The organism is Pseudomonas sp. LBUM1679 (assembly GCF_059695565.1).
Window position 1 is genome coordinate 20,233 of sequence record NZ_CP166774.1, and the last position, 15,345, is coordinate 35,577.

The window sequence follows — 15,345 nt, forward strand, 5'->3', positions numbered from 1 at the left end:
GATCTCTGAAAAGAAAAAGGCTTGCCGCAGCAAGCCTTTGGAAGAAGGGCATCAAGCGTTCTGGCGATGGAGCTTTTCCAGTTTCTTCTTGATTCGGTCGCGTTTGAGACTGGACAGGTAGTCGACGAACAATTTGCCGTTGAGGTGGTCGCATTCATGCTGGATGCACACGGCGAGCAGGCCTTCGGCGATCAGTTCGTAAGGCTGGCCGTCGCGGTCCAGGGCCTTGATCTTGACCTTCTGCGGGCGATCGACGTTTTCGTAGAAGCCCGGCACCGAGAGGCAACCTTCCTGATACTGTTCCATCTCGTCGGTCAGGGTTTCGAACTCGGGGTTGATGAACACCCTCGGTTCGCTGCGGTCTTCGGAGAGGTCCATGACGACGATACGTTTATGCACGTTGACCTGGGTCGCGGCGAGGCCGATGCCTGGCGCTTCATACATTGTTTCAAACATATCGTCGACCAACTGACGCACTTCGTCGTCCACTACGGCCACTGGTTTGGCGATAGTGCGCAGGCGCGAATCGGGGAATTCGAGGATGTCTAAAATGGCCATAAGCTCAATTGCTGCACGTGTGAGGTAAAGTCGGGTCGATGGCCTGGCGGGTCCGAAGATGCCGGCTACCGTTGTAAAACGTAGCTCCCTGCTTTTCAAGAGTAAGCGGGGAGCGAGCCACGAGGGCTCTGGCGTTCTACGCGAATGCACATAATAAAGGGATTCACCGCATGAGGAAATCACTACTCGCCCTGCTCCTTCTGGCCTCGGCCGGTTTTGCGCACGGGCAAGTGCAACTCAGGGAAGGTTTTCCACAGCAATACACGGTTGTCACGGGGGACACACTCTGGGACATATCGGGCAAATACCTGCGTGAGCCGTGGAAATGGCCCGAGCTCTGGCAGGCCAATCCGCAGATCGAGAACCCCAATCTGATCTATCCCGGCGATACGCTATCGCTGGTCTACGTCAACGGCCAGCCGCGCCTGACCCTCAATCGCGGCGCTTCCAGGGGCACCATCAAGCTCTCGCCACGTATCCGTAGCAGCCCGGTGGCCGACGCGATCCCGAGCATTCCACTGCAAGCGATCAACAGCTTTCTGCTGAGCAACCGCATCGTCGACAAGGTCGAGGACTTCGACAAGGCGCCGTATATCGTCGCAGGCGATGCCGAGCGGGTGCTCAGTGGCACTGGCGATCGCATCTTCGCCCGCGGCCACTTCGACCCGGATCAGCCGGTCTACGGCATCTTCCGTCAGGGCAAGGTGTATACCGACCCCGAGAGCAAGGAGTTCCTCGGGATCAATGCCGACGATATCGGCGGTGGCGAGATTGTGGCCACTGAAGGCGACGTCGCTACCCTGGCGCTGCAACGCACTACGCAGGAAGTGCGGCTCGGCGATCGCTTGTTCAGCAGCGAGGAGCGATCCATCAACTCGACCTTCATGCCTGGTTCGCCAAAAACCGACATCAACGGCTTGATCATCGACGTGCCGCGCGGGGTTACCCAGATCGGCGCACTGGATGTGGTCACGCTCAACAAGGGCCAACGCGATGGCCTCGCCGAGGGTAACGTGCTGGTGGTGATGAAAACCGGCGAAACGGTACGGGACCGGATCACCGGTCAACCGGTGAAGATTCCTGATGAACGTGCGGGTTTGCTGATGGTGTTCCGCACTTACGACAAGCTCAGCTATGGGCTGGTGCTCAATGCTACGCGCTCGCTGGCGGTGATGGACAAAGTGCGAAATCCGTAAGCAGGCTCCACAAGTTACCAACAGAGTTATCCACAGCTTGTTCCCTTTTTGAACGGGGCTTATAACGATCAAGGATGATCCATGTCGCTACCTGGTGTTTCACCGGTTTCCCCTGCGGAACTGGAAGCTCGATTACGTCTGCACCGCTTGCCTGAACTCGGTCCTGCGCGCTTCAAGAAATTGCTTGAGGCGTTCGGTTCCGCGTCCAAAGCCATCAGCGCGCCGGCGAGTGCCTGGCGTGCGCTGGGCCTGCCCCTTGCTTGCTCTGAGGCCCGGCGCGCCAGTGAAATCCGTGACGGCGCCAGTCAGGCATTGGCCTGGCTAGAGCGTCCGGGCCAGCATTTACTGATGTGGGACCAGCCCGACTACCCGGCGTTGCTCGCTGAAATCAGCGATGCGCCGCCGTTGTTATTTGTGGCGGGCGATCCGGGTATTCTGGAAAAACCGCAGCTGGCGATGGTTGGCAGCCGTCGTGCTTCCCGACCGGGCATGGACACCGCCGCCGCGTTTTCCCGTAGCCTGGCGAGCGCCGGGTTTGTCATCACCAGTGGTCTGGCGCTGGGCATCGATGCCGCTGCGCATCAGGCGGCAATGGATGTGGGCGGGCGAACGGTCGGGGTACTTGGCACGGGACTTGAAAAGTTTTATCCACAGCGCAATCGAGGGCTGGCGCAAGCCATGATTGCATCGGGCAGCGCGGTGGTTTCCGAGTTTCCGCTGGACGCCGGCCCTACCGCCAGCAACTTCCCGCGGCGCAATCGGATCATCAGCGGTTTATCCCTCGGGGTACTGGTGGTCGAGGCGAGTGTCGCCAGCGGGTCGTTGATCACTGCGAGACTGGCGGCGGAACAAGGTCGAGAGGTTTATGCGATCCCGGGGTCGATCCACCACCCTGGTGCAAAAGGTTGTCATCAGCTGATCCGCGACGGAGCGGTGCTGGTGGAAACCATCGAGCATATCCTCGAAGCCTTGCGTGGCTGGCAGCGGTTGCCGTTGTCCACCGAGTCGCCGTCGACTGCTGCCATCCATCCACTGCTTGTGCTGCTCCATGCGGCGCCCCATACCAGTGAGGCGCTGGCAGAGGCCAGTGGCTGGGCCTTGCCGAAGGTGCTGGTAGCGCTGACGGAACTGGAAATGGATAGCCGTGCGGTGTGCGAAAGCGGGCGCTGGTTTGCGCGGGGGAGCTAGGTTTTATAAGGAAGATCGGTAAACTGCGCAGAGCTTTATTCCGGAGAGTTTTTCATGGTCAACAGTTGGCGTGTGCAACAAGCCGCACAAGCCGTTCGCGCAGGGGCAGTGATTGCCTACCCAACCGAAGCGGTCTGGGGGCTGGGTTGCGATCCGTGGGACGAAGAGGCGGTGTATCGTCTATTGGCGATCAAGGGCCGGTCTGTGGAAAAGGGCCTGATTCTGGTCGCAGACAACATTCGTCAGTTCGACTTCCTGTTCGAAGACTTCCCGGAACTATGGATGGACCGCATGGCCAGCACCTGGCCGGGGCCGAACACCTGGCTGGTGCCGCACCAGAATCAGTTGCCGCAGTGGATCACTGGCGTGCACGAAACTGTGGCGCTGCGGGTCAGCGATCACCCGCAGGTGCGGGATTTGTGCGCGTTGGTGGGGCCGCTGGTGTCGACTTCGGCCAACCCTCAGGGCCGGCCGGCGGCGCGGACACGGATTCGTGTCGAGCAGTATTTCCGGGGACAGGTTGATCTGGTGCTGGGTGGGAATCTTGGCGGGCGCAAGAACCCGAGTGTGATTCGCGATCTGGCGACCGGCAAGGTTTTGCGCCCGGATTAATACCGCGTCATCGTTCTTCGCTGGCAAGCCAGCTCCTACAGGTCCGAGTCGTATACAAATTATGTGAACGACTGAAGTACTGTGGGAGCGGGCTTGCCCGCGATGGCGTTCTCAAGGCAACAGAACAGTCGAGCCAGTGGTACGCCGCGCCGACAACTCGGTCTGAGCTTTCGCCGCTTCAGCCAATGGATACTTCTGGCTGATATCCACCTTCAGCTTGCCGCTGATGATCATCTCAAACAGCTCATCGGCCATACGCTGCAGATTTTCCGCAGTGTTGGCGTAGGTCGCCAGGGTCGGCCGGGTCACGTACAGCGAGCCCTTCGCCGACAAAATCCCCAGATTCACCCCGTCCACCGCGCCTGACGCGTTACCGAAGCTCACTACCAGACCCCGAGGCGCCACGCTGTCGAGCGAAGTCAGCCAGGTGTCCTTGCCGACGCCGTCGTACACCACCGGGACTTTTTTGCCGTCAGTCAATTCCAGCACGCGTTGTGCGACGTTTTCATGGCTGTAGTCGATGGTGGCCCAGGCGCCGTTGGCCTTGGCCAGCGCGGCTTTCTGCGGTGAACTCACCGTGCCGATCAACTTCACGCCCAAGGCCTTGGCCCATTGGCACGCCAGGGAGCCGACACCGCCGGCGGCCGCGTGGAACAAAATGGTTTCGCCGCCCTTGAGTTCGTAGGTCTGGCGCAGCAGGTACTGCACGGTCAGGCCCTTGAGCATCACGCCTGCGGCCTGTTCAAAGCTGATCGCGTCTGGCAAGTGCACCAGATTGGCTTGTGGCAATACATGGACGTCGCTGTAGGCACCTAACGGGCCGCTGCCATAAGCCACGCGATCACCGACCTTGAACCGGGTGACTTCACTGCCCACCGCCTCGACCACCCCCGCGCCTTCGGAGCCCAGGCCCGATGGCAAGGACGGCGGCGGATAAAGACCGCTGCGATAATAAGTGTCGATGAAGTTCAGGCCGATGGCCTTGTTGCTCACGCGAACCTGCTGCGGGCCGGGCTCTGCAGGTTGGTAATCGACATACTCGAGCACTTCGGGGCCGCCATGGGCGCGGAACTGGATACGCTTTGCCATCAGAACTCTCCTTGGGTCTTGGCTTCTAGAGTTGTTGCGTCAAGCGCCCTATCCAACGCCCAAGCTTGATCTTCGTCAACTGCGAAGGGGACACCTGCGATGTTATGCTACGCGCCCATTTGCGCCGGCCCCCCGCTCCGATGGAGCGCCGCGTAGTTTTGCCCGATTCAAGGTGATGACATGACGACCCGCACCGAGGCCGTAAAAGCCTACCTGCTCGACCTGCAAGACCGCATTTGCGCTGCTCTGGAAGCTGAAGACGGCGGTGCGCATTTCGTCGAAGATGCCTGGGCCCGGCCAGCCGGCGGTGGCGGTCGCACCCGGGTCATCGAAAACGGCACGGTCATCGAAAAAGGCGGCGTCAACTTTTCCCACGTCTTCGGAAGTGGTCTGCCACCGTCCGCCAGTGCCCATCGACCAGAACTGGCAGGCCGTGGCTTCGAAGCCCTGGGCGTGTCGCTGGTGATTCACCCGCACAACCCGCATGTGCCGACTTCCCACGCCAACGTGCGCTTTTTCATCGCTGAAAAAGAAGGTGAAGAACCGGTCTGGTGGTTCGGTGGCGGTTTCGACCTGACGCCTTATTACGGCAATGAAGACGACTGCGTGCACTGGCACCGCGTCGCCGAGCAGGCCTGCGCGCCGTTCGGTCCAGACGTCTATTTGCGCTACAAGGCCTGGTGTGACAGCTACTTCCATATCAAGCATCGCCACGAGCCACGGGGCATCGGTGGTCTGTTCTTCGATGACCTGAACGAGTGGGACTTCGACACCAGCTTCGCCTTCATGCGCGCCATTGGTGATGCATTCATCGATGCGTACCTGCCGATCGTACAGCGCCGCAAAAACGCAGCGTTCACCGCGAAACAGCGCGAATTCCAGGAGTTCCGGCGTGGCCGTTACGTTGAATTCAACCTGGTCTACGACCGCGGTACGCTCTTCGGCCTGCAATCGGGCGGGCGCACCGAGTCGATCCTGATGTCCCTGCCGCCGCAGGTTCGCTGGGCTTACGACTGGAAAGCCGAGCCGGGCAGCGAAGAAGCGCGGCTGACTGAATACTTCCTGCAAGACCGTGATTGGTTGGCCAAGGGTTGAGTACTGTTTCGCCGGGGATGGCGCCAAGATCGCCGCCTGCGGCAGCTCCTACAGGTGAGGTGTGTTGATGGATCGTTATGTCGTATTCGGTAACCCGATTGGCCACAGCAAGTCGCCGCTGATCCACCGCCTGTTTGCCGGGCAAACCGCGCAAAAACTCGACTACAGCACCTTGCTGGCACCACTCGACGACTTTTGCGGCTGCGCCCGGGCGTTTTTCCGAGAAGGTCGCGGGGCGAATGTGACGGTGCCGTTCAAGGAAGACGCCTATCGCCTGGCGGACAGTCTGACGGAGCGGGCGCAACGGGCCGGGGCGGTGAACACCCTGAGCAAACTGGCCGATGGCAGTCTGTTGGGTGACAACACCGATGGCGCCGGACTGGTGCGGGACCTGACGGTCAATGCCGGGTTCAGCCTCAAGGGCAAACGCATCCTGCTGCTGGGTGCGGGTGGCGCGGTGCGTGGTGCGCTGGAGCCGTTGCTGGCCGAACAGCCCGCGTCGGTGATCATCGCCAACCGCACGGTGGAAAAAGCCGAGTTGCTGGCGCAATTGTTCGCTGACCTGGGGCCGGTGTCGGCCAGTGGTTTCGATTGGTTGCAAGAGCCGGTGGACCTGATTATCAACGCGACGTCGGCGAGTCTGTCAGGCGATGTACCACCGATTGCCAGCAGTTTGATCGAGCCGGGCAAGACGGTTTGCTATGACATGATGTATGGCAAGGATCCGACTTCGTTTTGCCGTTGGGCCAGTGAACATGGCGCGGCGGTGGCGATGGATGGCTTGGGGATGCTTGCCGAACAGGCGGCGGAAGCCTTCTTTCTGTGGCGTGGGGTGCGTCCGGATACGGCGCCAGTGCTGGCCGAGCTGCGCCGCCAACTCGCCGCGTAAACCTCTGTAGGAGCGAGCTTGCTCCGGGCGGCGCTCCGACGATGGATTCAAGAGCGACGCGTTAGCCAGTAAACACGCGTTTTCGTTAACGACCATCGCGAGCAAGCTCGCTCCCACAGGGGGGGCGGTGCTTCAGTCTTCAAACCGGATCGGGCATTTTTCCGCGCCTTCCAGCTTTCTCAACTCCTCCACCACCGGTGGTCTCGCCCCGCGCAGGGTCAGGCTGCGATCCTGTTGCAACAGCCGCCGCGCTTCCTGGTGCAGCATTTCCACGCCTGAATAGTCGATGAAGTTGATCTGCTGCGCCTCGATCACCACGCGTGCGCCGTGCATCCGTTGCAGGCGCACTTGCAGATAATGACTGGCGCCGAAAAAGATCGACCCGCCGACTCGCAGAATGTCTTCATCCCCGTCGCGCCAATGCTGCACCCGCGGTTGCGAAGTGCGTTTGAGGTAGAAGAACAGCGAAGCCAACACGCCGGCGTAGATCGCCGTCTGCAGTTCCAGCAGCAGCGTGGCGATACAGGTCAGGGTCATGACCAGAAACTCGGCGCGGCTGACTCGCCACAGCGCACGGATCCCGCGATGGTCCACCAGGCCCCAGGCGATCAACAGAATGCTGCCGGCCATGGCCGGGATGGGGATGTGCGCAATCAGGCTCGCGCCGAAGAGGGCAAACAGCGCCACCCACAACGCCGAAAAAACCCCGGCCAGCGGCGAGCAGGCGCCGGCTTCGTAGCTCAGGCCCGAGCGGGTGAAGGAACCGGCTGACAGCGAGCCGGAAAAGAACGCACCCACCATGTTCGATAAACCCTGGGCGCGGACTTCCTGATTGGCGTCGAGCAGTTGCTGCGAGCGGGCCGACAAGGAACGGGCAATCGACAGGCTCGTCACCAGCCCGAGCATCCCGACCGCTACGGCGCTGGGCAGCAGACGCAGGATCAGGTCCAGGTCCAGTGGCAACGGGCTGAAGGGGGGCAGTCGCCCGACGAATGCGCTGACCAGCTTCACATGAACGAACATCGAGGGCCAAAGCCATACCAGCAGTCCACTCAGGACCAGGGTGATCAACAGTGTGGGCCAGCGGGGCAACAGCCATTTCAGGATTACCCCCACGACGACTGTGGCCAAGCCCAGTACGAGAGAAGGCCGATCTACTTCGCCGAGGTGTTTGAACACCATTAAAAAGCTGTCCAGCGCCGTCGCCTGGTTGGACACGTCCAGTCCCAGCAGGTTCGGCAGTTGGCCGATGGCGATCACCACCGCCGCGCCGAGGGTGAAACCCAGCACTACCGAGTGCGAGACGAAATTCACCAAGGCGCCAAAACGCAGCAATCCCAGCAGCCACTGGAAAATGCCGGCGAGCAGCGTCAGCAACAGGATCAGGGTGACGTAGTCCTCTGACGCGGGAACGGCCAGAGGACTGACGCTGGCGTACAGGACGATGGAGATGGCCGCCGTAGGGCCACAGATCAGGTGCCAGGACGAACCCCACAGACAGGCGATCAGCACCGGGATGATCGCGGCGTACAAGCCATACTCCGGTGGGAGGCCGGCAATCAGGGCGTAGGCGATGGATTGCGGCAAGGCGAGAATGGCACCGCTGAGGCCGACGATCAGGTCACGGCCGACGCTGGCGCGGGTCTGCCGCGGCAGCCAGGAAAGGAAGGGGAAGAGTGAATGGCGGCTGGGGAAGGCCATGGGTCCTCTCGGTGGATGACTGCAATAAGCGTCAGGGTGGTGTTTCAGTTGCCATGGCGCAAGGGCAAAAATCGATTCGCGAGCAGGCTCGCTCCCACAAGGTTCACCGAAAACCTGTGGGAGCGGGCTTGCCCGCGATAGCGTCGCCGAACCTTACAGCTTGGCCTTCACGGCCGGCAACGCATCCTTTCCATCCACGGTCTTCACCCCGTCCAGCCATTTATCCAGCACCGCCGGATTGGCCTTGATCCAGGCCTTGGCCGCCTGGGCATTGCTGATTTTCTTGTTCACCACCTCAGCCATGATGCTGTTCTCCATCTCCTGGGTGAAACTCAGGTTGGTGAGCAATTTGCCAACGTTCGGGCAGGCCTGTGCATAACCTTTGCGGGTCAAAGTATGGACGCTGCCGGTATCGCCGAAATATTTCTCACCGCCCTTCAGGTAATGCATGTTCAGCTGCACGTTCATCGGGTGCGGGGTCCAGCCGAGAAAGGTCACGAACTTCTGCTTCTTCACCGCCCGGGACACTTCAGCCAACATCGCCTGCTCGCTGGACTCGACCAGCTTCCACTGGCCCATGTCGAAGTCATTCTTCTTGATCATTTCCTGCAAGGAGATGTTGGCCGGAGCGCCCGAGCCGATGCCATAGATCTTCTTGTCGAACTTGTCGGCGTATTTGTTCAAGTCGGCAAAGTCATGCACACCCGCGTCCCAGACGTAATCGGGAACGGCGAGGGTGAATTCGGTGCCTTCGAGGTTCTTCGCCAGTTGAGTGACATCGCCGGTGGCCACGAACTTATCGTAGAAGCCCTGCTGTGCGGGCATCCAGTTACCCAAAAACACGTCCACCTGACCATCCTTGAGCCCGCCAAAAATGATCGGCACCGCCAGGGTGTCGATCTTGGCCTTGTAGCCCATGCCGTCCAGCAGAAAACCGGTGATGGCGTTGGTCGCGGCAATGTCGCTCCAGCCGGGGTCCGCCATCTTCACGGTGTCGCAGCTTTGCTCGGCGAACGCCGATGCGCTGCCCAGCGCCAGTAGCCCGACCGTCAGTACTGTGGATAACCTTTGCATGGACTTCCCCTTAACATTATTGGTTTTGGCAGGGTTGTGGATAACGGGCTTTGCGCTCCAGATCATCAAGGTCGATATGGTTGCGCATGTATTGCTGACTGGCGTCCACCAGTGGCTGGTGATCCCAACTCTTCAGCTTGCCGATGGTCAGCGCTTCGGCGACAAAACGCCGACGTCGCTGGCTCGCGAGCACCTGTTGGTGGATCGCCGGGATGTTCCATTTGGCCCGCGCTTCGGCGAGAAATTCCTCGAACAGCTGCAGATAGTGTGGTGACCCGCTGAGCTCCTCCTGTTCGCGCGGGTCATTGTGTACGTCGAAGAGTAGGCAAGGGTCGTCTTCGCTGTAGATGAATTTATAAGCGCCGCGACGAATCATCATCAGCGGGCTGATGGTGCCCTCAGCCATGTATTCGCCAAAGACTTCGTCGTGACCGCCCTGCCCTTGCAGGTGCGAAACCAGCGAGCGACCGTCCAGCGGCAAGCCTGGCTCCAGTGAGCCGCCAGCCAATTCCACGAAAGTCGGCAGCAGGTCGGCGGTGGATACCGCTGCGCTGACCCGCCCGGCACCGAACTGCCCCGGTGCGCTGATCAACAAAGGTACCCGCGCAGCCATTTCAAACCAGTGCATCTTGTACCAGAGCCCACGCTCGCCAAGCATGTCGCCGTGGTCGCCGGAGAACACAATGATGGTGTCATCGATCAGGCCGGTATCCTCGAGAGTTTGCAGGAGTTTGCCGACGTTACTGTCGATATAGCTGCAAGCACCGAAGTATGCGCGGCGCGCATCGCGGATTTTATCCACAGGCAGTGGTTTGTCCCACAGGTCGTAAACCTTGAGCAAACGCTGGGAATGCGGATCAAGTTCCGTCTGCGCGGGCGTTTCAGGCAATGGGATGTCCGCATCGTTGTACATATCCCAAAACGGCTTGGGTATGGTGTACGGATCGTGCGGATGAGTCATGGAAACGGTGAGGCAAAATGGCTGATCGCCATCCTCGCGGATATGGTCGAACAGGTACTGCTGGGCCTTGAACACCACCTCTTCGTCAAAATCCAGCTGATTGGTGCGCACGCACGGCCCGGCTTGCAGCACCGACGCCATGTTGTGGTACCAGGTCGGGCGCACGTCCGGTTCATCCCAGTTCACCGACCAGCCATAGTCGGCGGGATAAATATCGCTGGTCAGGCGTTCTTCATAACCGTGCAACTGATCGGGGCCGCAGAAATGCATCTTGCCGGACAAGGCCGTGCGGTAACCGAGGCGACGCAAATAGTGGGCATAAGTCGGTACATCGGCGGGAAAATCGGCCGCGTTGTCATAGGCGCCGATCTTGCTCGGCAACTGACCGCTGACCAGGGTAAACCGCGACGGCGCGCACAGCGGGCTATTGCAATACGCGGCATCGAACACCACGCCTTCGGCGGCGAGGCGGCTGAGATTGGGCAATTTGATGGGCGAAGGGCCGTAGAACGGCAACATTGGCGCGGCCATCTGATCGGCCATGATAAAAAGAATATTCTTGCGCTTCATGTGATCGCGGCATTCCATAGTGAATATTTATGCGAGAGTGCTGCGAACGAGCATGGAGTCCATGCATTTTGCGGTAAAGCCCATGCGTGGCAATGACTAGGATAAGCACAGCTTATGTATGACGCCCTTGGTGATTTGTCTCTGGATCTGCTGCGCGCCTTTGAAGCCGCAGCCCGTCAGCATAGCTTTACTGCCGCGGCGGTTGAGCTCGGTACGACGCAACCGGCCATCAGCCAACAGATTAAACGGTTGGAAGAACAGCTCGGGACGCGGCTGTTTGATCGAATCTATCGCGGCATCGAATTGACCGAGGCCGGGTCGATACTTTTTCAGCAGGTTCAGGCAGGTTTGCAGAATATAGACGCTGGATTGAGCGCGATCAGCGCACAGAATCAGCACGAGGTGTTGCAGGTCGCCACCGATTTTGCCTTTGCCGCCTATTGGCTGATGCCGCGGCTGCATCGGTTTCACGCCGCCAACCCTCAGGTCGATGTCAGCCTGGTCACCAGCGAACGCAGCCTCAATATGCTGCGCACCGATATCGATGTGGCGGTGTTGTTCGGTGATGGCCGGTTCAAACAAGGTGAAAGCCATTGGCTGTTCAGCGAGGAAGTATTCCCCGTGTGCAGTCCGCTGCTATTGAAGGATCGCCCCCTGCCCTTGCCGGTTCAGACATTGCTGGAATTTCCACTGCTGCACCTGCGCGGCGAAAACAGCAGCAACTGGTTCGACTGGAGCGGCGTATTTCGCGAACTGGGGATCTCGTCGGCGCCAGCACCGGGGCAATTGCGCTTCGACAATTACACCTTGTTGATTCAAGCGGCGATTGGCGGACAGGGCGTGGCGATCGGGTGGCGGCACCTTGTGGATAACTTGCTGGCGCAAGATCTGTTGTGCCGGCCGATTGCTGAAACGGTGATTTCCAGGTTGGGTTATTACGTAGTCCTGCCACAGCGCAAACGGCGTGGGCCGTTGATTCAACAATTCGTGGACTGGTTGATGGCCGAGCAGGCCAGCAGTGCGCAATCGCTGAATGGACTGCCACTACCATCGATTGCGGTGTGAAAGCGAAAAGATTGCAGCCTGCGGCTCCTACACCATCAGATTCGGGTTCCGCTGGATTGTGGAAAACGCCAATCCCTGTAGGAACTGGCTTGCCAGCGAAGGCGGCCTAGAGCCTTGCAGCGCCCATGAAGAGGCCTTCGCCAGCAAGCCGGCTCCTACAGGGGGGAACGTATTTCAAGGTAGGAGCTGCCGCAGGCTGCGATCTTTTATGGTTCTGAAGTCGCAACGAAATTCACATGCTCACCAATGTGCAAATTCAAGTGCAATTCATCGGCGATCCCGACCGCTACACGGTTCAACCGGGCCAACGGTTCGGCCAGACCCGGTTCCAGACTGCTGCTGACGTGGCTGAAATGTTCAATGGTCAACCCCGGTACCCCGCGCGGCGCATTCACCAGCGTCCAGCGCAAGGAACTGCTTTGCAAAGCCTCGCGGATTTCTTCGGCGGCGTGGTGTTCCAGTTGGTCCTCTATCTCCGGATCATCCAGCATCTCGAAATCGCCAACCAGAAACAGCCGGGCAATGCCTGCAGCCTGCATACCGTCGATCAGTGCATCCACGGCCAGCACTTGTTCGACCGGTCCCGGTACGATGGTTTTTTCCACATGCTCACTATTGAACGGCAGACCGGGTGCATCCAACAGGCATATGACCGCTGAACTCCCGGCCACGCTTTGCTTCACGCGTTCGGCATCGAACAAATCGCCGGTCTTGGCGCGCAAACCCGGACGCGGCGCGAGCGCTGTCAGGTCATCGAGAATGGCGATCACTTCATGCTGGCGCCGCAGCATTTCAGCCATCAGCGCACTGCCCAGGCTACTCATGGCACCATAAAGCACCACTTTCACTACGGGGGTTTCGGCATTTTTCATGGCTGAGATTCCTTGTTTGCGACTTATATGGCGTGTGACCTGTGGGGAGCGGTGAGGGTTCGACCGGTTTTAGAGGGATTCCAGATGCAACAGATCAAGGGTTATCACGCCCATGTGTATTTCGACGCCAATAGCATCAATCAGGCCCGAGCCTTGTGTGAGCAAGCGGCCCGGTTATTTGCAGTGAAGATGGGACGGGTGCATGAACGACCGGTGGGGCCGCACCCGGACTGGAGTTGCCAGTTGGCTTTCGAGCCGCAGCACCTTGGCGACGTGCTACCGTGGTTGGCGCTCAACCGCAAAGGTTTGGTGGTGTTTCTGCACCCGGACACCGGTAACGATCTGCTCGACCATACGGAGCATGCGATCTGGATGGGCGCGATCCGTCCGCTGGACCTGTCTATTTTTTGATCAGAGTGTTTCTTCTGGCTCAGAGGGCAAGTGCTCGTCCAGATGCAGCCATGGCAGACGGCTGTCGGTCCAGATGTGGCGCTCGGCCGGGGCCTGTTCGGGGTGGTCGAGCGTGGCGATGGTCACGTCGATGCTGTCCGGACTGAGGTGAGTCACCAGCGCCAGCTGCGCCCCGCAATTCGCGCAGAAATATCGGACGCAGGTTGAAGAAGAATCGTACCGCGTGGGTGTTCCTTTCACCCATTCAAAGGCTGATGCAGACACGGTAATCCAAGTGGTCACAATCCCGCCGCTGACTCGCCGACAAATCGAGCAGTGACAGTGGGCGATATCGTGCAGCGGACCACTGAATTGATAGCGAAGATGTCCGCAGTGGCAGCCACCGCTGTGGGTTGAAGTCATCGTCTGTACCTCGCTAGCGGATCAGATTCCGCGCGCGTGCCATCTCATCGTTAATAACGATTATTGAGCCGGGTGTGAACCCAAGGGTTTTCGCCACCGAGCTCATCGCCTTATTCAACGCGTCACGCAGGTCGACCATCCATTCTTTCGGGAAATTGTTGATCACCAAGATGCATTTTATTGCACAGTGCTCCAGGTCTAGGTTCAAGAACCCTTCTGGAAGGTGTTCTTCGCTTTGCGGGTGACGCCTGATGCAAGCAGCCAGTGTCAGTTGCACGGAGTTTGTGAATTTCTGTCTGATTTCTTCCACGAAGTTCGCAGTCTGCCGGGGAGCGCTTGATTTGGCCTCTATAAACCAGAGTTCCTGAGGTTTGTCCGGGAGATTGCGCAGTAAAACAAACTCTGTGACCTTGATTCCTTCTCCCAAGCTTTTAGAAAGCGAACTGTCTTCGATTGGAAAAAGTAGGTTTTCGGCAAATGGCCCAAAACTCATTCCTGACTCTTCGATTGAAATCGTCACCCCAGAGCTAACTCCACTTCCTCTTCATAGAGGCGGATAGACTCATCGACGATGGGGTTGTCTGGCATTCCTTTCAGCAAATCATCGTTTACCCACTGGCCACCTACTCCATCGTTTTCTGTGATCCAAGACAGGACGGGTATTGATACATTTTGTTTTTGGGCGGCCAGATACAGAGCCTTAATTACGAAATACGAGTGGCTGGCAATAAAAAATTGAATGCCGCTACCTGCTAACGAAACGATGATATCAATCAGCTCAGTAATGGCCTTCGGATGCAGTGCCGACTCTGGCTCATCAATGAACACCATAGAATCTTTTGTCAGATATCGATTGCCCAGCAAGGTGTCGAGAATTGCGATTTTCTTGATACCTTCGGCTGTCGAGCCAATCTGGAACTTTTGATTGCCCCTCTTGAATTGCCAGCGATTCGCGCTGCTATCGAACTCCACCTTACCACCGAACATCTCTTCCAAACTCTCCCGAGCCTTTGCGAAATGAGCGTGATTTTTCCCTTTTGTAGGCAAGAGACGCAGGGCTTTAGCCAAGTCGTAGTAAGTGTCATCGAAACCGAAGTCTTTATCGACGTCACGACTTTTCAAAATGATGTGCTGTAGCGAAAGCACCTCCTTTGGAGGGAGGAAAATCGAATTGCTGCTTCGGGGTGGGACGTGATTTTCCAGGGAGGCGATATTTTTTGTCGTGTCTTTACCAAAACCGTATCGAAACTCGCGCGAATCTACTTTGACCTTGCAAGACAGTGGACCATCCGCACCTTTGGTTACCAGGTCGCCAACTTTTTCTGTCTGGAAGGTCCAGTAAAGTTTGTCGGTCAGAATGTCGGCTGCAGATCGCTGGTCATTTCCGCGCTGGTATTCTTCAATCGTTCGCATCGTGCAGTACAGCGCCTTAAGCAAAAAAGTTTTGCCACTGCTGTTTGCTCCGATGATCAGATTCAGGTTTGAGAGCTTGCTCCAGCGAATTTTCTGTAATGGGCCGAAATTATCTAAATCAACGCTGGTGAGCATTGGTGGGAGCTCCTCTCAAACTTTGCAGTGGGCGCAAGCCTAGCATTGCGAATCCCTTCCATACAGCGGGGAGCATGGACCCTTCAGAATTTACGGAAGGGTCTTACGATTCTG

At 58.5% G+C, this 15,345-nt stretch carries 16 protein-coding genes; 7 read left to right on the forward strand and 9 right to left on the reverse strand.

All coding sequences use genetic code 11. The features are described 5' to 3' along the window. Positions 1-51 precede the first annotated feature (51 nt). Positions 52-558 carry a peptide deformylase gene (gene def, locus ACA062_RS00090; protein WP_027926190.1) on the reverse strand — a complete coding sequence of 169 codons (507 nt, stop codon included), beginning with the start codon at positions 556-558 and terminating at the stop codon, positions 52-54. A 170-nt stretch (positions 559-728) separates the two neighbouring features. Between def and ACA062_RS00095 the strand changes: the two genes are divergently transcribed. From ACA062_RS00095 to tsaC, 3 genes are all read left to right on the forward strand, one after another. Then, on the forward strand, positions 729-1,754 hold the full coding sequence (locus ACA062_RS00095) for a LysM peptidoglycan-binding domain-containing protein (protein ID WP_497454692.1): 1,026 nt from the start codon (positions 729-731) through the stop codon (positions 1,752-1,754). An 81-nt stretch (positions 1,755-1,835) separates the two neighbouring features. Beyond that, entirely contained in the window at positions 1,836-2,942 is a 1,107-nt protein-coding gene (gene dprA, locus ACA062_RS00100; RefSeq protein WP_497454693.1) for a DNA-processing protein DprA, read from the forward strand. Positions 2,943-2,996: 54 nt separating this feature from the next. After that, complete coding sequence (tsaC, locus tag ACA062_RS00105; RefSeq protein ID WP_497454694.1) at positions 2,997-3,554, forward strand: L-threonylcarbamoyladenylate synthase type 1 TsaC; 558 nt, start codon at positions 2,997-2,999, stop codon at positions 3,552-3,554. 111 nt (positions 3,555-3,665) lie between these two features. Here tsaC and ACA062_RS00110 read toward each other — a convergent pair whose 3' ends face one another. Then, on the reverse strand, positions 3,666-4,643 hold the full coding sequence (locus ACA062_RS00110) for an NADPH:quinone reductase (RefSeq protein ID WP_497454695.1): 978 nt from the start codon (positions 4,641-4,643) through the stop codon (positions 3,666-3,668). A gap of 180 nt (positions 4,644-4,823) precedes the next feature. Here ACA062_RS00110 and hemF point away from each other — a divergent pair, with 180 nt between their 5' ends. Both hemF and aroE read left to right on the forward strand, forming a co-directional pair. Beyond that, positions 4,824-5,738, forward strand: a complete 915-nt coding sequence (hemF, locus tag ACA062_RS00115; protein WP_497454696.1) for an oxygen-dependent coproporphyrinogen oxidase — start codon at positions 4,824-4,826, stop codon at positions 5,736-5,738. A 67-nt stretch (positions 5,739-5,805) separates the two neighbouring features. Further along, positions 5,806-6,627, forward strand: a complete 822-nt coding sequence (gene aroE / locus ACA062_RS00120) for a shikimate dehydrogenase (protein WP_497454697.1) — start codon at positions 5,806-5,808, stop codon at positions 6,625-6,627. A 132-nt stretch (positions 6,628-6,759) separates the two neighbouring features. Here aroE and ACA062_RS00125 read toward each other — a convergent pair whose 3' ends face one another. From ACA062_RS00125 to betC, 3 genes are all read right to left on the reverse strand, one after another. Then, the gene (locus ACA062_RS00125; protein WP_497454698.1) at positions 6,760-8,328 is read right to left on the reverse strand and encodes a SulP family inorganic anion transporter; all 1,569 of its coding nucleotides are present in this window, start codon (positions 8,326-8,328) and stop codon (positions 6,760-6,762) included. Positions 8,329-8,481: 153 nt separating this feature from the next. After that, a complete protein-coding gene (gene choX / locus ACA062_RS00130) occupies positions 8,482-9,402 on the reverse strand; it encodes a choline ABC transporter substrate-binding protein (protein ID WP_497454699.1) in 921 nt (306 codons plus the stop codon). Between the two features lie 16 nt (positions 9,403-9,418). Beyond that, positions 9,419-10,933 carry a choline-sulfatase gene (gene betC, locus ACA062_RS00135; protein ID WP_497454700.1) on the reverse strand — a complete coding sequence of 505 codons (1,515 nt, stop codon included), beginning with the start codon at positions 10,931-10,933 and terminating at the stop codon, positions 9,419-9,421. Between the two features lie 114 nt (positions 10,934-11,047). On the opposite strand from betC, the gene ACA062_RS00140 reads away from it, so the two are divergent. Next, complete coding sequence (locus tag ACA062_RS00140; RefSeq protein ID WP_497454701.1) at positions 11,048-11,998, forward strand: choline sulfate utilization transcriptional regulator; 951 nt, start codon at positions 11,048-11,050, stop codon at positions 11,996-11,998. 206 nt (positions 11,999-12,204) lie between these two features. Here the strand turns inward: ACA062_RS00140 and ACA062_RS00145 are convergent, their stop codons facing one another. Further along, positions 12,205-12,870 carry an NAD(P)-dependent oxidoreductase gene (locus tag ACA062_RS00145; RefSeq protein ID WP_497454702.1) on the reverse strand — a complete coding sequence of 222 codons (666 nt, stop codon included), beginning with the start codon at positions 12,868-12,870 and terminating at the stop codon, positions 12,205-12,207. A gap of 84 nt (positions 12,871-12,954) precedes the next feature. Here ACA062_RS00145 and ACA062_RS00150 point away from each other — a divergent pair, with 84 nt between their 5' ends. Continuing rightward, entirely contained in the window at positions 12,955-13,281 is a 327-nt protein-coding gene (locus tag ACA062_RS00150; protein ID WP_497454703.1) for a DOPA 4,5-dioxygenase family protein, read from the forward strand. Here ACA062_RS00150 and ACA062_RS00155 read toward each other — a convergent pair whose 3' ends face one another. The 3 genes from ACA062_RS00155 to ACA062_RS00165 are packed head-to-tail and all read right to left on the reverse strand — an operon-like array spanning position 13,282 to position 15,231. Next, positions 13,282-13,683, reverse strand: a complete 402-nt coding sequence (locus tag ACA062_RS00155; protein WP_497454704.1) for a GFA family protein — start codon at positions 13,681-13,683, stop codon at positions 13,282-13,284. Between the two features lie 13 nt (positions 13,684-13,696). Then, positions 13,697-14,203, reverse strand: coding sequence for a hypothetical protein (locus ACA062_RS00160; protein ID WP_497454705.1), 507 nt, complete (start codon positions 14,201-14,203; stop codon positions 13,697-13,699). Continuing rightward, on the reverse strand, positions 14,200-15,231 hold the full coding sequence (locus ACA062_RS00165) for an AAA family ATPase (RefSeq protein WP_497454706.1): 1,032 nt from the start codon (positions 15,229-15,231) through the stop codon (positions 14,200-14,202). Before ACA062_RS00165 ends, ACA062_RS00160 begins: the two co-directional genes overlap by 4 nt. Positions 15,232-15,345 lie beyond the last annotated feature (114 nt).